Here is a 22981-nt window from a genome sequence, read left to right on the forward strand (position 1 = left end):
CGGAATTTGATTATGTCACCGTTCATCCGCCTCCTAGCGAAGCGGCTAGGTACCTCTTTGCTTGTTCTCATAGGGGTATCAGTGCTGATATTTGCTATCGCTCGGGTAATTCCCGGCGACCCGGCGCGCATCGCGCTCGGACCAAACGCGACGCCCGAAGCAATTGCCGCCCTGCGGGATAAATTGCATCTCGATGCTTCCTTCTTCGTCCAGTACGGCTATTTTCTTGCCGATCTTATGCACGGCAATCTTGGCATCTCGCTGTACACAAATCGCCCTGTTACGGCCGACATCGCCCAGTTTCTACCCGCAACGCTGGAGCTGGTCATGGTCGCAGGTTTGATGATGATCGGCATCGGCCTTCCACTCGGAGTTTTGTCAGCCCATTACCGCGGAAAATGGATAGATCACGCTATCCGGCTGGTGACTATTCTTGGTGTCTCCGCGCCCGCCTTCGTCTGGGCAGTCGTGCTGATGCTCGTCTTCTCCTACTTCATAAGGCTTTTTCCGATTGCGGGTCGGCTCTCAGACAGTATCGCTGTGCAGAACGTAACCGGCTTCATGCTGATCGATACGCTGCTTGCCGGCAATCTCGAAGCGTTTGCAGATGCCGTCTGGCACCTGGTCCTCCCTGCCTTCGCTCTGGCCCTTTCCGGTATCGGACAGGCCGCCCGCCTCGTGCGATCGAACATGGTCGAGACTTACGAACGGCCTTACATCGAGATGGCAGAGGCATATGGCTTCCCGGAAAAGCGCATCGCTCGACGCTATGCCTTCCGACCATCTCTGATCCCTTCTCTTACCATTATTGGTCTCGATTTTGCCGCCATGCTGGGCAGCGCCTTCCTTGTTGAAGCCGTGTATGCCTGGCCCGGCCTGTCGCGCTACGGCGTGGCCGTGATCCTGCGTAAGGACCTTAACGCCATCGTGGGAACCGTTCTGGTCATCTCGGCCATGTTCCTCATCGTCAACATCGTCGTGGACTTGCTGGTTTCTATCGTAAATCCACGCATCCGCCTTTCGCAGAGAGCGTCATGAAGAAGACCCTCGTCATCCTCGCCGCCAATCCTCTGTCGCTGATCGGGCTCGTGCTCGTCGGAATCGTAGTGTTCTCGGCGATTTTCGCCGATCTCATCACGCCCTTCCCTGAACATGTCGGCGCTGTGGTGGACTTCGCCAACTTCAACCAACCTCCACACTGGCCGAATATATTCGGCACAGATCTCGTTGGCCGCGACCTCTTCACCCGCGTCGTCTATGCCTACCGGATCTCGCTGATCCTCGGCATTGTCGTGCTCATCATCGCCGTTCCGGTCGGCGTCGCCATCGGTCTTGCTGCTGGCTATCTTGGCGGCTGGACTGAATATTTGCTGATGCGGCTTACGGACGTCTTCCTGTCAATACCGCCACTGGTGCTCGCCATGTCGATCATGGGCCTCCTCGAGCCAACCCTTACCAATGGTATGATCGCGGTGACCGTGATGTGGTGGCCCTGGTACACCCGCCTTGTCTACAATATCGCCCGTTCTGAGAAAGAAGAGGGCTATGTGCTGGCGGCGGAGGTGATCGGCGCCTCGAAACGGCATATCATGTTCCGCGAGATATTGCCGAACTGCGTTCCCTCAGTCATCACCAAGATGACGCTCGACTTCGGTTTCGTCATTCTCATTGCCTCCTCGCTGTCTTTTCTCGGTCTTGGCGTTCAGCCGCCGACACCCGACCTCGGCTCCATGGTTGCAGAAGGTGCGAAGTACCTTCCAGACAGCTGGTGGCTCACCGTGTTCCCTGGCCTTGCCATCCTGATCGCCGTCTTCGGATTCAACCTGATCGGCGACGCGTTGCGTGAATTCCTGGGAGTGGATCAATGACGGCCCCTACACTCAAGATCGATAACCTCCGGCTCGGCTTCAAGACGTGGTCCGGGATGATCGACGTGCTGCACGGCATCTCTCTGCATATCCGCAGAGGTGAGCGTGTCGCCCTTGTCGGCGAGTCCGGTTCCGGCAAATCTGTGACAGCGCGCATTGTGCTGGGCATGCTCCAGCACCTGCGCACAGCTCACATCTCCGGCACGGTTGAATTCGAAGGCATTGACCTCGAAACGCTAAAATCCGCTTCGCGCCATGCGCTGCGCGGTACCGCCATGTCGATGATTTTTCAGGACCCGACCTCGTCGCTGAATCCGGTCTACAAGATATCCACGCTGTTTCGGGAAGTCCTGCAACGCACAGAACCTAACATCAATTACGAGACGGCTCGCCGCAAGGCCCTTGCAGCACTTGCAGACGTTGCGATCCATGACCCGGAGCGTGTGCTCGAATCCTATGCCTTCCAGCTTTCCGGTGGCATGAACCAACGTGTCATGATTGCCATGGCGCTCGCCAACAATCCGGCGTTGCTGCTGGCTGACGAACCTGGCACGGCGCTCGACGTGACCGTGCAGGCGCAGACGCTCAAGCTGATGTCCCAGCTTGTCGAGAAACACCACACCTCCGTGCTCTTCATCTCGCACAATCTCGGCGTGGTGCGCGAATTCGCCGACCGGGTCTATGTCATCTACAAGGGCAACATTGTCGAGCAGGGCCCGACCGCCGCGCTCTTCGAGGATCCCCGCCACCCCTATACGCGTGCGCTCCTCTCGGCCGTGCCGCGCATCACCGGCGGCGGCATTCCAGACCTCGACGACGATCCTGCGCAATTCCTCGCCCCACTAGTTGCTCATGAAGGCTTCAGCGAAAAGGAACTCCTCAAATGAGCACGATTCTTTCCGTTTCCGACGTCTCCAAGAATTTCGAGGTCAATGGAGGCACGGTCAAAGCACTCGATAGCGTCTCTTTCAGTGTCACAAAGGGCGAATGCCTAGCCGTGGTCGGGGAATCCGGCTCGGGCAAATCAACCATCGCCAACATTATCCTCGGCATCTACGCCGCGACCACTGGCAACCTCACCTTCAAGGGTGAGGCGCTGCCGGCAAGACGTACGCAGGAACATCGCCGGGCTATCCAGCTCGTGCAACAGAATCCGCTCTCCTCGCTCAATCCGCGTCGTTCAATCGGGGCATCGCTGCGCCTCGCGCTTGATGTCCATAATATCGGCGCTAAGGCGGGCCGCGCCAAGCGCACTGGCGAACTGCTGGAGGAAGTCGGATTGCCGGCAGAGCTTCGCAACCGTGCCCCGTCGGCCCTTTCCGGCGGTCAGCGCCAACGCGTTGCTATAGCCCGCGCCCTTGCTTGCCAATCGGAGCTCATCGTGCTCGACGAGCCAACCTCCGCACTCGACGTTCTGGTGCAGGCGCGCGTGCTCAAACTTCTGAAGGCACTCAAGGAAAGCCGCGGGTTAACCTACGTCTTTATCACCCACGATCTCTCCGTCGTTCGTAACATCGCAGACCGCGTCGCCGTCTTCGAGAAAGGCCGGCTCGTTGAATTTGCCACGACCGACGTCATTTTCACCCGCCCCGTAAATCCCTACACGCGCCGGCTAATCGGCGCCGTTCCCGTCGTCAGCTCTGAGGAAGCAGCGCTTCGGGATCACATCATGGAGCAACTGCAGAATGGAAATACCTGACTTCACCGCCTTCGTACACGCTGTTGCCGACGCTGGCAGCCAGCCGGAGAAGGCCTACGCCGCACTTGAGCAACTGGTGAAAGGCATTGTTGGCGCCAAGCTTTTCACCATCATGACATCCGATACGTCCGACAAGCAGGCGGAACGCATCTATTCAAGCATGCCCGACGTCTACCCGGTTTCCGGGACCAAACCCTATAACGAAACCGAATGGTCGGAAATCACGCTGAACCGCAAAGACACCTTTGTCGCCAACACGATCGAAGACATCGCCAAAGTTTTTGACGACCACGAGTTGATCCTTTCACTGGGCTGCGAGTCAGTCATCAACGTACCAGTCATCATCGACGGTGAAGTCGTTGGTACGCTGAACTGCCTCCATGATCGTGACTACTACACCGAGGACCGCATCCGAGCCGCCGACGCGCTGAAACTGCCCGGCGCCGTTTGCATGCTTCTGCACGACCGGCAGAAGAGGGAGAAAAACCAATGAGCCAGAAGACCATTCGGGTCGCGACCGATGTCGGCGGAACATTCACCGATCTCGTCTGCTTCGAGACGGACCACGCGACAGGCCAGTTCCGCATCACGACGGCTAAGTCCGACACCACGCCGCCGAATTTCGAAGAGGGCGTGCTGAACGTGCTCGACAAGGGCGGCATCGATCCGAAGACCGTCGATTTCCTCGCCCACGGCACCACCGTCGTCATCAACGCGCTGACCGAGAGGAAGGGCGTCAAGGTCGGCCTCATCACCACGGAAGGTTTCCGCGATTCGCTGGAGATCGCCCGCGGCAACCGGCCGGACTTCTTCAACCTGCACTATGAGAAGCCGGAGCCCTTCGTTCCGCGGTACCTGCGCCGCGAGCTTCCGGGCCGCTTCGACTATCACGGCACGGAGATGACGCCGCTCGATCTCTCGGGCCTGCCGGCGATCCTCGACGACTTCCGCGCCGACGGCGTCGAGGCCATCGCCGTCTGCTTCCTGCATTCCTACGCCAACCCGAGCCACGAGCAGGCGACAATCGCCGAGATCGGGCGCCTGTGGCCGCAGATCGCCACCGTCGCCTCGCACCAGATCACCCGCGAATGGCGCGAATACGAACGCACCAACACGACCGTCATGTCCGCCTATGTGCAGCCGACCGCCGAGCGCTATCTCACCCGCCTCAAGGACGGCCTCGCGGGCAAGGGCTTTACCGGCAATCTCTTCGTCATGCAGTCGAACTGCGGCGTGGATTCGCTGGAATCGGTCAGGAAGATCCCGATCACCATGGTCGAATCCGGCCCCGCCTCCGGCTTCTGGGGCGCGGCGAGCTCGGCAAGCTGATCGGCGAGCCGAACGTGCTGGCCCTCGATATCGGCGGCACCACGGCGAAATGCTCGCTGATCGAGAACGGCCAGGTCCGCATCATGACGGACTACTGGATCGAGCGCGACCGCACGTCGGCCGGCTACCCGATCATGGTGCCGGTGGTCGATCTCGTCGAGATCGGCAATGGCGGCGGCTCCATCGCCTGGGTCGACGACTTCGGCAAGCTGCATGTCGGCCCGAAGTCGGCCGGCGCCATGCCCGGCCCGGCCGCCTACGGCCGCGGCGGCACCAATGCCACCACCACCGACGCCAACCTCTGGCTCGGCCGCATCAACCGCGACTATTTCTGCGGCGGCTCCGTCGTCGCGGATATGACAGCGGCCGAAAAGGCGCTGTCGGAACTCGGCGGAAGGCTCGGCGTCTCGGCCGACGACGTGGCGCGCGGCATCGTGCGGATCGCCAACAACAACATGGTCAACGCGCTGAAGCTCGTCTCGCTCAACCGCGGCTTCGATCCGCGCGACTTCACGCTGGTCGCCTTCGGCGGCGGCGGGGCGATGCATGCGGTGGCGCTCGGCACGGAACTCGGCGTGAAGAAGGTCGTCATCCCGGCCGGCGCCTCGGTGTTCTCCGCCTGGGGCATGATGATGTCGGACCTGCGCCGCGACTACTTCGTCACGAAGCTCGCGGACCTCAAGCCCGGCGCGGCCGAAGCCATCGAAGGCCTCTTTGCCGAGACAGAAGCGCTGGCCCACCGGCAATTCGCCGAGGAAGGCGTCGGGAAGGACAAGGTCCGGTTCCTGCGTTACGGCAAGTTCCGCTACCAGAACCAGGAGCACACGACCGAAGTCCTCGTCGAAGGCGCGATCACCGACGAGAGCCTCGCCGCCATCGAGGCCGCCTTCCACGAGACCTACGAGCGGGAATACACCTACCGCCTCGACGCCCCCGTCGAGCTGGTCGGCATCCACCTCGTCGCCTCGGCCGAGGTCGGCAAGCTGAAGATGCAGGAAAGGCCGCTTTCCGCGACGCCCGCCTCCGCCGCGCGGAAGGGCGAGCGCAAGGTCGACTATGCGCTGGAAGGCGTGCATCCGGCCGCAATCTACGACGGCGAGAAGCTGGAGCCCGGCATGGCCTTCACCGGCCCGGCGATCGTCGAGGATCCGGGCACGACGATCGTCGTCCACCCCGGCAACCGCGTCGAGATCGACGGTTTCGGCAATATCCACATCCACCTGAAAGCCTGAGGAGTGCGGGACATGACGACAGCTTCCCACGATCCGATCACGCTGGAAATCATCCAGAACTCGCTGCAGGCGACCGCCGACGAGATGTTCGCGGCCATGCGCAAGACGGCGATGAGCTCCATCATCTACGAAGTGCTCGACATGGGCACGGGCATCACCGATGCTGAGGGGCGCCTTGCCTCCTCCGGCGCGGGCATTCCCGGCTTCATCGGCGTGCTCGACAAGTCGGTGAAGGTGCTCCTGAAGAAATTCTCGAAGCCCGGCGACATCCAGCCCGGCGACGTCTTCATCACCAACGACCCCTATTACGGCGGCGTGACGCATCTCAACGACCTCGTCGTCTGCATGCCGGTCTTTTCCGGCGACCGGCTGATCGCCTGGACGGCCAACATCGCCCACAATTCCGACGTCGGCGGCAAGTCGCCGGGTTCGCTCTCCGCCGACGCGACGGAGATCTTCCAGGAAGGCCTGCGCCTTCCCGCCATCAAGATGATCTCGAAGGGCAAGGCCATTCCCGGCATCTTCGACATCATTACCGTCAATTCGCGCATGCCGGACTTCCTCGAAGGCGACCTCTGGGCCGCAATCGCCTCCGTCCGCATCGGGGCGAAACGCCTTGCCGAGCTTGCGGAAAAATACTCCGTCGCCACCTTCGAGGCGGCCATGGCGGGCTTCATGGACCATGGCGAGAAGATCGCGCTCGCCGAGCTGGCGAAGCTCCCGCACGGCACCTTCGAGCTGACCGAGGAACAGGACGACGGGCGCCTGTTCAACGTCAAGGTGACGATCTCCGACACGGAATTCGTCATCGACCTCAGAGACAACCCGGACCAGGACAGCGGCCCGTCGAACGCCGGCTACGACGACACGCTCGTCAGCATGCAGGTCATCTTCAAGGCGCTGACCGACCCGGCCTCGCCGGCCAACGAAGGCTCCTTCCGCCCGCTCAAGGTGCTGACGCGCGAGGGCTCGTGCTTCCATGCCAGGGAGCCGGCGGCGGTGGGCTTCTACTACGAGATCGGCATCCGCGGCTACGACCTCGTCTGGCGCTGCCTTGCCCCGCACATGCCGGAAAAGTTGCCCGCCGGGCATTTCTCCTCCATCGCCGGCACCTTCATCGGCGGCATCCATCCCGATACGGGGCGGCAATACACGATCATCGAGCCGCAGATCGGCGGCTGGGGCGCATCGGATGGGCGCGACGGCAATTCGGCGATCTTCTCCGGCGTGCACGGCGAGACCTACAATTGTCCGGCAGAGATCTCCGAGGCACGCAACGGCCTCGTCGTCGACCGCATGGAGCTGAACACCGATCCGGGCGGCGAAGGCAAATGGACCGGCGGCCGCGGCATCCGGCTCGACTACCGCATCCGCCGCGACGATTCCTTCCTGACGCTCGGCTATACCCGCTCGCGCATCCTTCCATGGTCACTCGACGGTGGCAACGAAGGCTCGGCCAACTATGCGCTCGTCCTGCGAAAGAATGGGGAATCGGAGCGCTACGCCTTCGCCTCCGGCATCAGGGTCGACAAGGACGACGTGATCCGCGTGATCACGGGTGCTGGCGGAGGGTTCGGAAATCCGAAAGAACGTGATCCAGCCCTCGTGCTCGAAGACATCCGCAACGAGTACGTAACGGCGGAACGTGCGCGCGCGATCTATGGATCGAACGTGTGAGTCATCGAACTGATCTCCGACGGTATCGACGGGGATCATCATGAAACTGTAGAGGAGGATAACAAAATGAGCACTGAGCCGCTCAAGATTATGTATCTTAACCCCGTCGGCGCAAACGACGCAGTTGATGCGATCTTTGCAGACATGGCGCGGGACCACAAACTGCCGGGCACAGAGGTACACGTGGCTGCGTTGCCGAAGGTCGGCTACAGCTTCTCCCATATCGAATTTCGCACCTATGAAGCGTTGGTGACACGCGGCATCATGCGTGCGGTGCGCACCGCAGCGCGCGAAGGTTTCGATGCACTGGCGATCGGCTGCTTTTACGACACCGCTTTACATGATGCGCGCGAGATTTCCGGCTCGATGATCATAACCGCGCCCTGCATCGCTTCTTGCGAAATCGCCGCCAGCCTTGCCAACCTCTTCGGGATCATCGTCGGTCGACGGAAATGGGTACATCAGATGCAGTCGACCGTCCACGGCTATGGCCATGCGGAACGTCTTGCCGGTTTCTACGATGTCGGCCTCGGGGTAGATGATTTTCAGAAAGATCATGTGGAAACCAACCGCCGTTTGCTAGCCGCCGGTCGCAAGGCGGTTGAGGAAGGCGGCGCGGAAGCACTCATCCTCGGCTGCACGATGGAAATCGGTTTCTACAAGGAGATTGAGAAGGAACTTGGCGTGCCGGTCATTGATCCATCCATCGCCGCTTTGAAGCGAGCGGAATATGCTGCGATTCTCAAGCGCCAGTGCGGCTGGGTACCTAGCCGGAAAGGCTCCTGCGAAGCACCTTCCGAAGCCGAACTTTCTGCCTTCAAAGCGTTCCCTGACAACGAACCCGTCTTTGGCAGTCGCATCATCATTCCTGCTTCCTGAGTGAAGACGACAAACAGGATAGGATAGCCGCTCCCGGTCAAGGTCTTGTTCTGACGCGTATCAGCCAATTCAGGGCTGTACGCGAACGGGAAAGCTATGAGTCGAGAGTGACAGATCGGTCTGATCTCCGACAATTTCGTCGGGGATCGCAACGACACTACTAAGGAGAATGGCAATATGAGTCCTGAACCGTTCAAGATCATGTATCTCAATCCCTTTGCTGCGAACGATGCAGTAGATGCCATCTTTGCCGACATGGCGCGGGACCACAAACTGCCTGGTACGGAAGTCCACGTGGCTGCCTTGCCGAAGGCTAGCTATGGCTTCTCCCATATCGAATTCCGCACCTATGAGGCATTGGTGACACGCGGCATCATGCGGGCGGTGCGCACCGCAGCACGGGAAGGTTTCGATGCGCTGGCCATTGGCTGCTTCTACGACACAGCGTTACACGATGCTCTTGAGATTTCGGACCAAATGGTCGTCACTGCTCCCTGCATTGCCTCCTGTGAGATCGCCGCAAGCCTTGCCAACCGCTTCGGCATCATTGTCGGCCGGCGCAAATGGGTGCACCAGATGCAGTCCACCGTGCACGGGTATGGCCACGCGGAACGTCTCGCGGGCTTCTATGATGTCGACCTCGGTGTCGATGATTTCCAGAAGGATCATGCGGAAACCAACCGACGGCTGCTGGCCGCCGGTCGCAAGGCGGTGGAGGAAGGTGGCGCGGAAGCGCTCATTCTCGGCTGCACCATGGAGGTCGGCTTCTACAAGGAAATCGAGAAAGAGCTCGGCGTGCCGGTCATCGATCCGTCCATCGCCGCTTTGAAGCGGGCGGAATATGCAGCGATCCTTAAGCGCCAGTGCGGCTGGGTGCCAAGCCGGAAAGGCTCGTGTGAATCGCCGTCTGAAGCCGAACTTGCCGCGTTCAAAGCCTTTCCGGACGACGAGCCGATCTTCGGCAGCCGCATCATCATTCCAGCTACGTGAACGAGGACAAGACCATGCAAAACAGATCGCCTCCCGACTTCTAGCCCTGCGACAGCGCATGGCCGAAGCAGGTACGGGCCTCGTCGCCGTCGCACCCGGTTCTCACATGGACTGGGTGCTGGGCTTCCACCCGCATCCCGACGAGCGCCCCTGCCTGCTGCTCATTGGCCCGGAAAAGGAGGCTTTCCTGATGCCAGCGCTGAATGCGGAGGGCAGCCGGGAATTCACGAATATCAAGTTCTACACCTGGGCTGATGATGAAGGCCCCGACGTCGCCTTGCGAGCAGCATTATCGGCCATCGGGGCGGAAGCACCCGGCCTCGTCACGCTTGATGAAACGATGCGCGCTGACTTCGCGCTACTGCTCCTCGATGCTTTGCCTGCAGATACGTGTCGCAATTTTACGCCCGCAACGCTCGGCGGTCTCCGCATGCGCAAAGACAGCAATGAATACGCAAAACTCAAGATGAATGCCAGCATCGCCGATCGCGCCATGGAAGCGGCATTCACCGCAATCAGGCCGGGCATGACCGAGAATGAACTTGCCGCGGAAATCCGCGCACATTTTTCGTCGGAAGGTGCCGAGCCGCGCTTCTGGATTGTGGGCGCGGGAGGCAACGGCGCGTTCCCGCACCATTCGGCTAGCGATCGCGTTATCCAGGAAGGGGACGCGGTGGTGATCGACATTGGCGGACGCAAGCAGGGGTTCCCTTCTGACATCACCCGCATGGCCGTCGTCGGCATGCCGCCCGAAGGTTATGGGGAGATCCACACCATCGTCGAGAAGGCCGTGCAGGCGGCGCTGAAGGTAGCTCGTCCGGGCGTCATGGCGCGCGAGGTGGATGCAGCGGCTCGCAACGTCATCGCCGATGCGGGCTATGGCGAATATTTCGTGCACCGTACCGGCCACGGCATGGGCATCGATGGTCACGAGCCGCCCTATATCACTGCAACCTCCGAAACGGTGCTGGAGGAAGGGATGGTCTTCTCCATCGAACCTGGCATCTATCTGCCCGGCCGCTTCGGCATCCGCCTAGAGGATATTGTGATCCTGCGCGAATACGGACCGGAAATCCTCTCCGCGCTTCCGCGCGACGTGCATATGGCGAGGGGCTGATATGGGCGCCACAGCAAGAGCATGGGTCATCAATGGTTATGACGGTTATCAGGGACTGAGACTAGTCAAGGTTCCTATTGAGCAACCAGGTCCCGGAGAAGTTCGGCTTCGAATTGAGGCATTTGCTCTCAATTGGGGTGATATGGATCTGATGGTGGACAATTATTCATTCAGCTTCCACCATTTTCCAGCTTGTGTCGGAATTGAGGCGGCCGGCATTGTTGAGGCCGTCGGCGATGGGGTTGAGGGAATAACCATCGGAAGCCGCTACTGTACTTTGCCCTATTTCTATTACAATCGTGGGGCCAGCACAGAGACACTCATCGTCGATGCACGGTATATAACACCGGCGCCTCCCGGACTGTCGGCCCCAGAAAGCGCATCCATATGGATGCAGTACCTGACTGCCTATTATCCCCTCGCTGAAGTCTCGAAGGTTGGGCCGGATAGTTTCGTTCTCGCTACCGCTGCAACGTCGACAGCCGGATCAGCAGCACTTGAAATAGGCCGCATGCTCGGCGCAACCATAATCGGCACGACACGGTTTCCCTCCAACGTTCCCTATCTGAAGGAAAGAGGCGCTTCTCATGTCATCGTGACCGATAGCGACGGGACTTCAATTGCCGAACAACTTCTGGCGGTGACCGGCGGTAAGGGAATTGATGTCGCCTTTGATCCAATCGGAGAGGGACTGATCTCCAAATACAGTCCTGCCTTTGCGCGAGATGCGCATGTCTATTTTTACGGCACTCTGGACACAAAGCCGCCCGAACTTCCTTTGCGAGACATGTTTCAAAAGAACGTGACGTTCCAGCCGTACTCAGTATTCAACTACGTTGAACACCAAGAAATGAGACAGAGAGGCGTGGATTATGTAAATAAAAATCTCACTTTAAAAAATATTAGTCCGAATATAGACCGCTTATTTCCTATGAATGGATACATAGAAGCTTGGAAATATATGAAATCCACCAGGAGTTCACATGGGAAAATCGTAATAGACGTCACAAATTGATCTCCGAAATGTAAAAATACTATGTCCACGCAAGTATGCCAATAAGAAGGGGAATACCATGCTACTTTTTCGTAAAATGAGCATCGCTGGCTCACTAATGTCAACGATCGCTCTTTCATTCGTTCCAAATGGTGCGTACGCAGGAAATTTCTTGGGAAACGCCCAACCCGGGACACCGGGTTGGGCGCTTCAACTGTGGCCTTACTATACGAAGGAAAATAACAGCCAAACGGCAGCAAATTTTTTCCAGCTGGCCTGGTTCAGCGAAACTGGACTGACCGGCACAAAGCAGGATCAGGTTGAACTCTGGCTAGGTTTTAATGGTGGTTACCAAAAAAGCGATTTTGAGGGTGATGACTCACGGTGGGGTGTTACATCTCCTCAACTAGGATTCGAATATTACTATCAGGTCGCAGCCACAAAAGCCAAACCAAACACAGAGGGTTATCGAGCCTGGTGGATCAGCCCTACGATATTCATGAACTTTCCTAACGGATCGGATAAATCCAGCGGGTACGGTGCTGGCGCGAACCAGTATTCCATCAGCGCGAGCGTCAATAACTTCTTTGGTTATGACAAATGGCAACTAAGCATATCGCCCGCGAATATTAACTACCTCTTCCGCGACAAAAATTATACCGACCTGGAAACGGGAGGCCGGAAGCGTATGCAGGCAGGCCTTTCGCTCAATCTGGCGGATATCGCGTTTGGATATCAGCTGACGGATACGCTGGCCGTTGGCGTCCATCACCAATATGACATCTACAATCTGACCGACTCTGATTATGCTAGGTCGGAACGCGGGAGGGTAGGACCGACTTTTACCTATTCAGGCCTGGCGGATAAGGGTTATTGGATTTCCGGCACCCTCGATTTCGATTATTCGAATCGAAATACTGAGAGGGCGACGACCTTCAGCGCGTTTATCGGAAAATCACTTTGAAAAAGTCGATACGAACAAAGCCATGATTGAATAAAACCTGTCCCTGAGGCAGGTGAAGCTCGGAGAACCACTGGAAACAAGCGGGTTCCGCTGTAATTTCTCTTAACGATTATCTCCTTTTAGCTTCTTGCCATAAACGGCACACGAAGATGTATCGAGTAGCCCCGACACGATAACCTCGCGTTGGGGCATTTTGAATATCGGCGCGAAGTTTACAGTATTGCCAAGTTGTCTGATGGGCATTGATTTATCACTTTGAGGTGATCATTCCATACCCTATGCCCTGTCTGAAAGGCTTTCGCTTTGCGCATGAAATTATCGCCTATGCGGTTTGGGTCTATTATCGATTCCCTTAAGCACCGCGGGTAGAAGACTTGCTTCCAGACCTGGTGTCATTGTCAGTCGATAAACTGTCAAGGAGCTGTCACGTTGTTTGACGTGCGGGGGCGTGGAAGTCGCAGAGTGGATTTCAGGCGAGTTGCAGCACTGCCATCCTCCATTGAATAGTAGCGGCTTGACCAGAGGATCGTTTGGAACGGTCAGCAATCCTGACCCAAAGGCAACATAGTGGCCAAAAAGGCCAAAATTCGTGTCATTTGACATTTCCAACGGCTATTTTGATGAATATCGGAGAAGACAAGCTGATGGACCATCACGAGGCGCTTAAGTGCGCGCGCACGCTCATGCAGGCTCACCCCCGTATCGTCTTCATGATGTGCGGGATCTCAGGATCAGGGAAGACCACATTCGCCCAAGCGCTTGAGAAGATGGGCTGCCAACGGCTATCCATAGATGAGGAGATCTGGCGCACAAGCGGTCGATTTGGTGTGGACTATTCGGAGCACGATTATCCCGACCTGCAAGCGTCAGTAGAGAAGAGCCTGCGTCGGCAGCTTGTCAAAATGCTGCGGCACGGAACCAAGGCGGTAATCGACTTTAGCTTCTGGAACGCCAAAGCACGGGCCGACTACCGTGAGCTTGTGCAGCGCAACGATCATCACTGCCAACTCGTGTATATGAACGCTCCAGAGAAGGTCTTGCGCGAGCGGTTGATCGCGAGGGCCTCCCGCCAAGATGCTAACGCGGCCTTTCCAATTACAGAGGAGCGTTTGCGGCGCTACATCCGGGGCTTCGAACCACCATCTGGCAAAGAAGCGTGGACGGTGGAATAGGGACCAAAGCGCTCATAAGTCATGCTGGTGGCAAAGAATCTCAGGGAGTAGCCGGAGAAATGGAGAGAATCGGAAAAATACGACGCCTTCGTCGATATCCGTTGAAATCAGCCCTTGGTGAAGAGCTTCAGCACGCGGTGCTGACAAAGACAGGTGTATATGGCGACCGGGCTTTTGCCGTGTTGGATAGGGAAAGCGGGAAAATCGCCAGTGCGAAAAGGCCAAGGCTCTGGCGGTCCCTTCTATCGCTCACGGCTCAGCTTTCGGAAGACACTGGCACATTGGCAATCTCTCTGTCCAATGGCCACACCATTCATTCGAACTCGGCAAATATTGATCCAGATCTGTCCAGCTTCCTCGGACGCCACGTCTCGCTGGTATCCGAGCGCCGGCCCGGAATGCAGTTTGAACGCTCACGACCGGAAGAAGTGCTGGCTCACGGCCTTGATGCCGATGTTGCCTTGGATGTGGGAGAAATTGGTGCAGCCGCCCCGGAAGGAGGTTTTTACGACTTTGCGCCCGTGCATCTCGTCACTGTCGCTTCCTTGGAAGAAATTTCGCGCAAGGCAAACCTCGATGGGCTGGAGGCGGAAAGATATCGGCCCAACATCGTGATCGATAGTTCCGACACCACTCCCTTCATCGAAAACAGTTGGTCAGGCCAGAAATTGCAGATCGGCAGCGCAGTGCTGGAGATCATGGTGCCTACGCCTAGATGTGCCGTGCCGACTTTGGCTCACGGTCTCGGGCTTGAGCCGAAACCAGATGTATTACGAGCAATCCATGCGCAGAACCGCGTGGACATACCAGATGTCGGGGCATTTCCATGCCTTGGAGTTTACGCAAAGGTTCTTCACTCAGGGGACGCAGCGCCGGGAAATTCAGTGCTCATCGCTTAGTCCGTCTGCACCATTCCCATGGTCGGCAGCTAACGTATGTCAAATTCAGAAGTGGTCGTAACCTATGAAATACAGCAGACGGATATTCTTGCTCGCAGCCGGCTCGATGCTGACTGGCTGTGCTTCCTCGGAAACGGAGCGGGTTGGCTTGGATCGGCCAGCACCTTCGAACCGAGGCGGACGGACAGTGGACTATGAAACAAGCGAGCCGGCCGGAACGATCATTGTCGAGCCACCCCGGTATGAACTGCTGCTGATACAGGGCGGCGGCAAAGCCCTCACCTATCCGGTCGGCGTCGGGAAAGCAGGCCACAGTTTCAGCGGGCGGGCGACAGTCGGCCGCAAGGAAGAATGGCCTAAGTGGACGCCGACGGCGAACATGATTGCCGCCGATCCTGACGGCAAGGGCCGACTAGCGGGCGGTGTGCAAGGGGGGGCGGCGAATCCTCTTGGCGCTCGCGCGCTCTATCTGTTCCAGGGCGGTCGGGACACGCTCTATCGCATTCACGGCACGAATGATCCAAGCTCGATCGGCAAATCCGTATCGAGTGGATGCATTCGCATGTTTGACCGTGATGTGATCGATTTATATGAGCGCGTGCCGATCGGAGCGCCGGTGATCGTCAGGGGATGACGGTGTTCCTGGGATCGTTTGTGGTATTTCGGGCTTCCGCGAGCGATCTTACCATAGGTAGCTGCAACATGTATTGATCCACGACCATAGCAACCACAGGAGAGGTAACACCTGCTCCGTTTGACCTCAAAAGCGCGCTTGCCAGATCATTTATCGCTCTTTGCCAGTTTGGCGTCTGAATGTCGTCGTATAAGGCCTTCTTAATCTCGCTCTCTGGATCAGGGCGGTGTGTAATGAATCTCGCGAGTGAGGCCATGGCCTGCACTTTCGCCAAATCCTTAGACGCTCCCATTGAGTAAGCTACAGCATCAATGTTTGACCATTTCCGCTCTGCCATTCCCCCGGCCAAACAGACGGCTATTTCTCTGACCAACATTTGCCAAACATCCTCAAGCGTATCTGCAGCAATCACTGGATTTCTATGAACGGACAATCCTAGGTCGCCATCAACTGCCTTGCGATAAACAGATACGCCCACAATTTCCGCACCGAGAACTGATGCAACAAGGGCGTGACCGGCTTCGTGTTTCGCGGTGGAGCGCCGTCCTTGCGGTGTATAGAGCCACCAAATCCATCGCGTGAGCCGTCGAAGCCATTGGATGCATATAACAGCGCTCAGCGTCAAAAGCACGGCTAACACCGCGCCTGTAAAAAAAGCAAAGTTCAATGCGTGATCGACGTCAATTGGAGCGTCAGATGCAGGTGGCGGTGCAATCATGCTATTATAGCGCCTGTGCAATTAGATCAAAGACGCGGCTTGGCAACCTTGTCCATATCGACACCCTGTTTCAGCTTTGCCTCGATCGCGGCGTCCAGGGCAGATTGATGACCGTAGGCCCGCTTGACATCGACAAGGGTGAACTCTGCCGAGTTTAGCTCGGGCTGGAACGTGCTCATGCTGATAAGCATAATACCGTCGCACTGGTCATCCTTAATCACGGTATAGCGTTGATCGAACCGGTATTTGCCGATGGTATGCCAATTTCCATGAAAGAATGCGGCGCAAGGTTTCTGCGCAATTTCCAACTTCTTGCCTGACTCGGGTGACTGCGTTTCCTCAACATAATCACACAAACTGCCCTCATTGATGCGCTTGCAGTTTTCCTTGCTCTTTGGCGCATCCGATTCGGATAGCAAGCGCCCGTTGGCATAGATGTAATAGAGATTCAGGAAGCCATTCTGATCTTCGACGATCGACGGCTGTCCATATTTTTCTGCGACTTGCTTCCGGAAGATATCGGCCGTAGTGAATTCTTTAAAATGAACGGTGCGTCGGATAGCCAATGCACGGTTATCATAAACCTCGGATGCGAAATTGACGTAGATTTGGTTCTTGCTACCGGAATCTACGAAAGCGATTTCGTTCACGAACTCCATTTGGACGCGAGCGCCTTCAGGCGTTGAAACCGAACCCTTCAAACGAGTTTCCTCCGGTTCGACCTCGGGAAATTCGGCTTTCATCTTGGCCTTCACGTCCTCGATCGTATCACCAGGTTGAATCCCGAGAATATCGAAATTGACCGATTTCTCGAAGCGGTCGCCGGCGGGGCTCCTATCGACGGTCTCGAAGGTCTGCGCGATCGCCGTCGAAGCGGTCAGCGCCGTGATGGTGGCTGCGATGATAAGGCCGGTCCTCATGTCCCCTCCCCTCCCTTTTATCGCCAGACAAGCGGAGTAGGCTTGCCGTCAGCGATCGGCATGTCCGACTGACCGCATGTCTTGCCCTTGTAGGTCATACCTTTGGAGACTGGTTTTCCTTCGTCAGTGAGGCAAACTGCGGTCAGGTCATAAGGATTTTTTTGGGCGGTTGTGCAGCCTGCAAGGCCGACCATGGCAAAGGCGATGTAAGCGAATTTCATATGCGGCAACCTCGTTATAGCTGACGGGAATAGCGATACTTAGCAAACTGCCGCATAAAGCATCAACCGTATCTGCTACATCTCGAAGGTCTTGCCTCTTTCATGGCCCTGCTGGTGGCCTTGTGCCACCTGCAGGGTGTTCGCCTGCTCGAAGGATTCGGCGCGTGAGACGATGAACTGCGCGCGCGAAAAGCCCGCCGTGAACGCCTCAAGTCGTTCCGGCGAAGCATTCGGAATCGCACGCGAAAGGCGGTCCCGGTCGAGCTCCAGCGAACCGGGAGCGCCAAAGCGGTCACGAATGTTGGCGATAAAGCCGCGCAATTCGGTCAAGGCTTGCTTATGATCGCCCTGTCCGAGCACCGCACCCAGCTCGTGGGCGGGTGTCTTTTCAATCTGGCCGACCAGCTCGCGGGCAGCGGGTGACAGATCATTGACCGGCTCGCGCATAAGAGTGCGAAAGCGCTCTTCGTCGCGGCGAAGGTCTACGGCCAGGGAGCCACGTACCTGCCCGTAATCATGGAGCGCAGCGACGGCGAGCGGAACGGCAGCAAGCGCCTTTTCGCGGCCGCGTCATCGCGGCCGAAAAGGCTGCGGTTGCCGTGGAGCGAGCCGAAAGCCTCCGGATTGGTCCGCATTTCCTGAGCGAATTCGGAAACGGGACGGCGTTCAACCTCGATGCGGTTACGCAGTCTGGCAAGGACCGCTTGCGGATCTTGCCAGACTGCTTGAACCGCTGCGACAAGGCGGCTGTTCGCGGCCTGCATGGTCGGCCGGGCCGAAATCCTCTCCGCCACGGTCTCATCGATGCTTCGCGGCCAATCGGTAACGGCGGCAATGAGCGGCGCTTGTGCCTGCTCATGCGCGGGTTGGAGTTGGCGAGGATCGGAAGCGGTGAAGGAGAGCCGCGCGCCTGATTCCGGGCGCGGCTCCGGCAGATCGACCACGTTGCCTATGATGATCGCGCCATCATCTCTCTGCATCATGAAGTTGCGACCGGCCGCACCGCTGAAGACGCCGCTATAATCCTGCCCTGGTTCGGTCGTCGCCATATAGATACCGTCCCATGCCGTGACGTGCGGGGCCTGCACAGGGCGGAAGCGCTCAATAGCCTGCTGCGCGACCTCGAGCGCGTTCACGCGATCGGGGTCGGTGATTTCCGCGAACATGCGACGCATGGGCGCCAGGTCGCCGCGTTCATGGGCGGCGACTGAGACGAACGTCATGCGTTCGTCGGAAATCACGCCGAATTCGAGCGGATGCCCTGCCCTTTCGGCAAGGGCCGCGAAGAATTCACGCTGAGTCCGGCCGTTGCCTTCGCGAAAAGGATGGATGGAATTCATCCGGGCGAAGGCGTCGGCCGCTTCCGTTGCGAAGGTTTCGCGATCAAGGCCACGCAAGAAGTTGCGGGATTCGAGATCCGACATGAGGCTATTCAAGCCTCTGTCGATCTCGTTGCCGATCGCGAAATCCTTACCGCCAATCTTGTGCATGGCAGGCATTGAGGCCTGCGTACCGTCAGCGAAAGTGAATGGATGATGGCGCAGCTCGCCCGCCCATTCGAACACGTCCTGAAACAAGTGCTTATGAAGCGCCTGAAGATGGGCCGTATCGAAAGTGGGTTTTGGGCCGAGACCGCTTCGCAGTTCGAGAAGCCGGATCGCAAGAACCGGGTGCTCGGCCGCTTCTAGCGCCTCGTGTGTCTCGGCCCCTATCTTGTTTCGAAGGGTCTCGCCGTCGGCGAGCGTAAACGACATGCCTACTGGATGCCGAGAATGGACTTAACGCGCGGCATCATCTCGTCAAGCTCGATCTCGCCAGCAATGAACGCGTCAAATACCGGCTGGCATGCCGGATTCGGGCGAAGACCTTCCATAGCGTTAGAACGAAATGCGCTGCGAACCATCTTGCGACGGCGCTCCATTTCCTCGGCGGTGATGGCCGGGGTCTTCTGCTTGAGGGCAAGAGCCATGATGTCCTCTTGATCGTTGCACAGTATGTGGAAGTCGGTCACATCGGCCTCGCCTTTCGCAAAAGCGAGCGCCTCCTTTGCTCCTTGCAAAATCCGTGATCCGGCCTTGCTCATCACTTTGTCCTGTCAATGCGTCCGCACTTTTCTCGCAAATAGCGGCGGAAACGTATCAAAATCTGATCCATGAACGGGCCGCTGAACCGGCCTCGCGGCTTCTGGTTCGGATCGAAGTAAAACGATCTTTCCAGAACATCATAATTGTACTCGCTGACCGTAATCCAGCCAGCCTTGAAATCCGCCAAACCGGCCCGGCGCAATTCCAGCGCAGGGATTACTAACGCATCCTGATCGGGACGCGGTTGGGTCGAGGATATAGGCAAGATGATCAGATGCGTGATACCCTGCTTGCTGTCCTTAACGACCATTGCCAAGCAGACGGGCCGCCCTTTTTCTGCGTTCGTGCGACCTTTCTGCGCCTGCCACTCCCACAGATATTCATACTCCACGATCTCGCCATCGTCGAACTGCTTAGTCATCCTGCGGCTCGTCCGATACATGCGCGAGGCGCTTATCCAGTTCCGACAAGAGCATGTCGGCCAACTCGGGCGGGGTCTCGCTCGTCCGGTAGACCTTTCGAGGATCTTCCGTGCCCTTTGTCATCCGCTCATATAGCTCCACCGGCATGACAACCACGGAAGCGCGACCATGTTTGGTCAGAACGATCGGCTCACGCATGGCCTCATCGTGATAGCGCCCGAAGTGCCGAACGAACTCGACAGAGGAAATTGTTCTGTCATTCATGGTTTAGCCTTCATTCCCTCGTTTTCTGGAAATTCTGTAATAAACAGATTTTACAGAAAAGTCAAGCCTTTTCGGTGGCTTGGCCGGCATGGGTGGCCTATCTGATCAATCCCAACCGCTCGCCTACACTCGGATCGGATTTCTGCCCTGCCTCTTCGAGCATCGATACGATGGCCGAATGCTTCAGGCCGCGAATCTCGCAACCCTGCCTGTGGGCTTCCTCAACAAGAGATTCCAGCGTGGGAAATTCCTCAAGGAAGGCTCCAAGCCAGACTTCCGGCTCTTCCAGGTCCGAATCCTCGGGAATGAACCCATGCAGGAAGAATGTCCGCAAGGGTTTGTCATAGCCGATAACGGCTTCGTTGTCGGTGCGCCCTTTATTATCCAGTTCAATAGAATAGCGGCTCATGTTTTTCCTCAACTCCTGATTTTAGGCCGGTAACAAGTCTAGTTGCTCTGGCGGTTGATCTTCCTCCGGCCCTTGCCAGATGATGCGATTTCCTTTCCAGATCGTCACGAAAGCACCGCCACGCTTTGGCGCTTCCTGTGGTTTCGCCTCGAAATTTCCGCATCGATAATCGCCGTTCGTTGCTGAGAAGGAAACCTTTCCGCCTATCAACACGCGGTCGCATGTCCCGCTCGGCCGCTTCACCCGTCGCCCTTTCCCGGTCATCTTGAAGAGCCGATATTTGCTCTCCCAGGACTCAGACGGCGCGCACCAATGCCGACACAAGCGGCATTTCCCGTCGATTGCGGGCCGCTCGCTATCGAGCGATGGCCCGCCATTATGTCCCATACCGCTCATAATCGCTCTCTCAGAGCCGAAGCGCGATGCAAAGGGCCTGATTGGCCCGGTGACACGCAAGCGCATAGGCGACGATCTGTGCGATTATATCGGGATCGGCTGCGCCTGCCCCTTCTGCCCTGCTCCGAAACTCGGCGGAAAGCTCGTTATCATCAGTTCCAACATGGCGGTTTCCGACAAGCCAACGAATTTGACCGGTCGGGACCTCGGCGCGGGCGGTAACGGGCAACGCTGACACGCGGCCCTTGCGCCCACTGGCGGCGGCTCCCGCCTCCTGAGCCTCGATTTCGGTCGGGAAATAGGCTTTGACCAGCTCGCGGCGCTGCGCCTCGTGGCTGGCGACAAAGGTAAGTCCGCCGTCTTCTTGATGGTACAGGCACCAATCGGCGGCGTTTCCGCCGAAGAATGGATCGCCTGTCCCGAAAAACTCCATCGCCTGAAAAATCGTGATGCTGCTCATTGTGGGTTCCTCGCTCATGGCTTGCGCAAGCGCATGACGCGCCGATTGGTGAGAAGATCGCGGCGGGTCTGGAACGTGTATCCGTCCCAATCCTTCCAAGACTCCCAACCGCTAGGCGTTGCGCGCCCGTACCAGACGCGCACCTTGACCGTTTCCGCGTCGATCTCGCTCGTAATCGAGACGGTGAAACTTCCCCCTAGATTTGAGGGGGTATCGAAAACTGTGATGCTTTGCGGCTCACGCATGCCCCTGCCCTCCCCCGATCCTGACGACAACCTTGCTGCGTCGGATCATGGGCCGTCCTTGCATGTCCCTTTCGCTCCGCTCGATCACAAGGCGGACAATATCGCCGGTTTTCTCTGTGATCTTGTATCGGCGCTGACGGGTTACGCCCTCGCGCCAACCTCGTTCGACAATCGCCGCGATATGGCGTTTGTCGGTTGCGGTGATGTGATAGCCTTCCAAAAGGCTGATGCTGATTTTCGACATTGCCCGATCTCCCCTCACAGCAAGGCCAGTTGCTCGGCCTGCCGCATTATTTGCGGCATGGGTCGGGCGGCGATCCGGTCACGTTCGGCCTTCATGCGTTCGCGGCATTCGGCAAATTCAATGCAAACGATCTCGCAGAGGGGGGCAACGTCCTTCCATTTGTCTTGATAAAAAGCCGTGTCGATACCTGCGCCGCCCATCATTTCAAGGCCGGTCTGACGCTCGAAATCGACGCCGCGCCCCTTCTCAAGACGTTGGTAAAGCTGCGTTCCGGAATAGCGAAAGCTGGCGGACTGCTGCGGCACGATGAAAGCGCCATAGTCGGCAAGCTCAGAAGCGATATCGATAACGTGAAGCTCGAAGTCCTGACCGCGATAACGCGGGCCATTCCCCTGCCGCTTCACCCTCCCGAACGGCGGGTTCCCTATGGCGCAATCGTAGTGGCCTAGATCAAGCTCGCGCCAGTCGAAAACATCGGCATTGATCCAACGGGCCTCCGGCAAGAGTTTGCGCCCTATCTCCACATAACGGGGGTTGATCTCAACGCATGTGATATCGGCCCCCCTACCGCCGCCCCACAGGCTGCGATGATGGATGAAATAGCTCAGAATGCCGATGCCTGCGCAAAGGTCGATCACGCGCCCGCTGCGCGTATCGATCTGGAAATCTGCTGCCATGTCCCACGGCGTGAAGAATGCGCCAGCCGCGCCGGTCTCAAAGTTTGCGCCCTCATGCCAGTTCTGGAAAACAAAATCCTTTTCGTCCTCGGTCAGGCGGTCCTTTGTCAGGATCGCCTCTGCCTCGGCATGGGCCTTGCGCTGTGCTTTGCTGAGTTTCGCCATGGTGTTTTCTCTCCTGATCCGCGAAGCGGTCTTCCTGTCCCGTTGAGGGGCAGGAGCCCGGCTCCTGCTCCCGAGCAGTCGGCGATCCGACCGGAGAGAGGGGGGCAACAGGCAAAACCGGAGGGGGATCACCCGCCCGAAGGGACAGGTTGCGAGGATCCGCGCGGGACGCGCAAAATCCGCGCACCTGGTCCTGCACAAGGGGAGTTCGCCGGCAACGCCGGCGAGCTCGCCCGCGGAAGGACGGGGAAACCGGTTTTGCCTGTTGCGGGGGAGAGACCGGCGGCCGATCTCTCCCCCTC

27 protein-coding genes and 2 pseudogenes are annotated in these 22981 nt (G+C 58.0%); 16 read left to right on the plus strand and 13 right to left on the minus strand.

The features are described from left to right. The first annotated feature begins 12 nt into the window (after nt 1-12). The 16 genes and pseudogenes from LJ361_RS23310 (at nt 13) to LJ361_RS23385 (ending at nt 15454) form a co-directional block, all read left to right on the plus strand. Nucleotides 13-1038 (plus strand): ABC transporter permease, encoded by a 1026-nt coding sequence (locus LJ361_RS23310; protein WP_113731496.1) that lies wholly within the window; start codon nt 13-15, stop codon nt 1036-1038. After that, the gene (locus tag LJ361_RS23315) at nt 1035-1868 is read left to right on the plus strand and encodes an ABC transporter permease (RefSeq protein ID WP_113731497.1); all 834 of its coding nucleotides are present in this window, start codon (nt 1035-1037) and stop codon (nt 1866-1868) included. The genes LJ361_RS23310 and LJ361_RS23315 overlap by 4 nt, the downstream gene beginning before the upstream one ends. After that, nucleotides 1865-2755 carry an ABC transporter ATP-binding protein gene (locus LJ361_RS23320; RefSeq protein WP_113731498.1) on the plus strand — a complete coding sequence of 297 codons (891 nt, stop codon included), beginning with the start codon at nt 1865-1867 and terminating at the stop codon, nt 2753-2755. Before LJ361_RS23315 ends, LJ361_RS23320 begins: the two co-directional genes overlap by 4 nt. Next, nucleotides 2752-3567 (plus strand): ABC transporter ATP-binding protein, encoded by an 816-nt coding sequence (locus tag LJ361_RS23325; protein WP_113731499.1) that lies wholly within the window; start codon nt 2752-2754, stop codon nt 3565-3567. Before LJ361_RS23320 ends, LJ361_RS23325 begins: the two co-directional genes overlap by 4 nt. Continuing rightward, nucleotides 3554-4060, plus strand: coding sequence for a GAF domain-containing protein (locus tag LJ361_RS23330; protein WP_113731500.1), 507 nt, complete (start codon nt 3554-3556; stop codon nt 4058-4060). Before LJ361_RS23325 ends, LJ361_RS23330 begins: the two co-directional genes overlap by 14 nt. After that, nucleotides 4057-6128: pseudogene (locus tag LJ361_RS23335) on the plus strand (hydantoinase/oxoprolinase family protein). The gene LJ361_RS23330 and the pseudogene LJ361_RS23335 overlap by 4 nt, the downstream one beginning before the upstream one ends. Before the next feature lie 12 nt (nt 6129-6140). After that, entirely contained in the window at nt 6141-7805 is a 1665-nt protein-coding gene (locus tag LJ361_RS23340; RefSeq protein WP_264813622.1) for a hydantoinase B/oxoprolinase family protein, read from the plus strand. A 66-nt stretch (nt 7806-7871) separates the two neighbouring features. Further along, the gene (locus tag LJ361_RS23345) at nt 7872-8684 is read left to right on the plus strand and encodes an aspartate/glutamate racemase family protein (protein ID WP_114217370.1); all 813 of its coding nucleotides are present in this window, start codon (nt 7872-7874) and stop codon (nt 8682-8684) included. A 177-nt stretch (nt 8685-8861) separates the two neighbouring features. Then, nucleotides 8862-9674, plus strand: coding sequence for an aspartate/glutamate racemase family protein (locus LJ361_RS23350; protein WP_114217371.1), 813 nt, complete (start codon nt 8862-8864; stop codon nt 9672-9674). Nucleotides 9675-9699: 25 nt separating this feature from the next. Continuing rightward, nucleotides 9700-10791 carry a M24 family metallopeptidase gene (locus LJ361_RS23355; protein WP_264813639.1) on the plus strand — a complete coding sequence of 364 codons (1092 nt, stop codon included), beginning with the start codon at nt 9700-9702 and terminating at the stop codon, nt 10789-10791. Between the two features lies 1 nt (nt 10792). Continuing rightward, nucleotides 10793-11806 (plus strand): zinc-binding dehydrogenase, encoded by a 1014-nt coding sequence (locus tag LJ361_RS23360; protein ID WP_264813623.1) that lies wholly within the window; start codon nt 10793-10795, stop codon nt 11804-11806. Between the two features lie 58 nt (nt 11807-11864). After that, entirely contained in the window at nt 11865-12749 is an 885-nt protein-coding gene (locus tag LJ361_RS23365) for a hypothetical protein (RefSeq protein WP_114217373.1), read from the plus strand. A 278-nt stretch (nt 12750-13027) separates the two neighbouring features. Beyond that, nucleotides 13028-13155, plus strand: a pseudogene (locus LJ361_RS23675) (IS6 family transposase); the annotation flags it as partial. A gap of 214 nt (nt 13156-13369) precedes the next feature. Beyond that, complete coding sequence (locus LJ361_RS23375; RefSeq protein ID WP_264813624.1) at nt 13370-13921, plus strand: AAA family ATPase; 552 nt, start codon at nt 13370-13372, stop codon at nt 13919-13921. A 59-nt stretch (nt 13922-13980) separates the two neighbouring features. Continuing rightward, on the plus strand, nt 13981-14820 hold the full coding sequence (locus tag LJ361_RS23380; RefSeq protein ID WP_114217375.1) for an MOSC domain-containing protein: 840 nt from the start codon (nt 13981-13983) through the stop codon (nt 14818-14820). 187 nt (nt 14821-15007) lie between these two features. Beyond that, entirely contained in the window at nt 15008-15454 is a 447-nt protein-coding gene (locus LJ361_RS23385) for a L,D-transpeptidase (RefSeq protein ID WP_320109283.1), read from the plus strand. Here LJ361_RS23385 and LJ361_RS23390 read toward each other — a convergent pair. The 13 genes from LJ361_RS23390 to LJ361_RS23455 all read right to left on the minus strand — a co-directional run bounded on the left by LJ361_RS23390 (nt 15444) and on the right by LJ361_RS23455 (nt 22679). Continuing rightward, on the minus strand, nt 15444-16172 hold the full coding sequence (locus tag LJ361_RS23390; RefSeq protein WP_264813625.1) for a hypothetical protein: 729 nt from the start codon (nt 16170-16172) through the stop codon (nt 15444-15446). The genes LJ361_RS23385 and LJ361_RS23390 overlap by 11 nt on opposite strands. Nucleotides 16173-16198: 26 nt before the next feature. Further along, nucleotides 16199-17092 (minus strand): hypothetical protein, encoded by an 894-nt coding sequence (locus LJ361_RS23395; RefSeq protein ID WP_264813626.1) that lies wholly within the window; start codon nt 17090-17092, stop codon nt 16199-16201. A gap of 17 nt (nt 17093-17109) precedes the next feature. Further along, nucleotides 17110-17313, minus strand: coding sequence for a hypothetical protein (locus LJ361_RS23400; RefSeq protein WP_113731766.1), 204 nt, complete (start codon nt 17311-17313; stop codon nt 17110-17112). 75 nt (nt 17314-17388) lie between these two features. After that, nucleotides 17389-17760: a hypothetical protein gene (locus LJ361_RS23405; RefSeq protein WP_264813627.1), complete on the minus strand. Its 372-nt coding sequence runs from the start codon at nt 17758-17760 to the stop codon at nt 17389-17391. Between the two features lie 35 nt (nt 17761-17795). After that, nucleotides 17796-19067 (minus strand): Fic/DOC family protein, encoded by a 1272-nt coding sequence (locus LJ361_RS23410; protein WP_264813628.1) that lies wholly within the window; start codon nt 19065-19067, stop codon nt 17796-17798. A 2-nt stretch (nt 19068-19069) separates the two neighbouring features. Continuing rightward, nucleotides 19070-19396 (minus strand): hypothetical protein, encoded by a 327-nt coding sequence (locus tag LJ361_RS23415; protein ID WP_235992790.1) that lies wholly within the window; start codon nt 19394-19396, stop codon nt 19070-19072. Beyond that, nucleotides 19396-19818, minus strand: a complete 423-nt coding sequence (locus tag LJ361_RS23420) for a hypothetical protein (RefSeq protein WP_183657186.1) — start codon at nt 19816-19818, stop codon at nt 19396-19398. Before LJ361_RS23420 ends, LJ361_RS23415 begins: the two co-directional genes overlap by 1 nt. Next, nucleotides 19811-20083, minus strand: coding sequence for a type II toxin-antitoxin system Phd/YefM family antitoxin (locus LJ361_RS23425; protein ID WP_183657108.1), 273 nt, complete (start codon nt 20081-20083; stop codon nt 19811-19813). The genes LJ361_RS23420 and LJ361_RS23425 overlap by 8 nt, the downstream gene beginning before the upstream one ends. Before the next feature lie 97 nt (nt 20084-20180). Then, a complete protein-coding gene (locus LJ361_RS23430) occupies nt 20181-20492 on the minus strand; it encodes a hypothetical protein (protein WP_183657105.1) in 312 nt (103 codons plus the stop codon). Between the two features lie 406 nt (nt 20493-20898). Next, a complete protein-coding gene (locus LJ361_RS23440) occupies nt 20899-21348 on the minus strand; it encodes a hypothetical protein (RefSeq protein WP_235992787.1) in 450 nt (149 codons plus the stop codon). Between the two features lie 14 nt (nt 21349-21362). Then, complete coding sequence (locus LJ361_RS23445) at nt 21363-21593, minus strand: hypothetical protein (protein ID WP_183657102.1); 231 nt, start codon at nt 21591-21593, stop codon at nt 21363-21365. After that, nucleotides 21586-21837 carry a hypothetical protein gene (locus LJ361_RS23450; protein WP_183657100.1) on the minus strand — a complete coding sequence of 84 codons (252 nt, stop codon included), beginning with the start codon at nt 21835-21837 and terminating at the stop codon, nt 21586-21588. Before LJ361_RS23450 ends, LJ361_RS23445 begins: the two co-directional genes overlap by 8 nt. Before the next feature lie 14 nt (nt 21838-21851). Beyond that, the gene (locus LJ361_RS23455) at nt 21852-22679 is read right to left on the minus strand and encodes a methyltransferase (protein WP_100560350.1); all 828 of its coding nucleotides are present in this window, start codon (nt 22677-22679) and stop codon (nt 21852-21854) included. Nucleotides 22680-22981 lie beyond the last annotated feature (302 nt).

The sequence above is a fragment of the Brucella sp. JSBI001 genome (assembly GCF_026014005.1).
Taxonomy (GTDB): Bacteria; Pseudomonadota; Alphaproteobacteria; order Rhizobiales; family Rhizobiaceae; genus Brucella; species Brucella anthropi.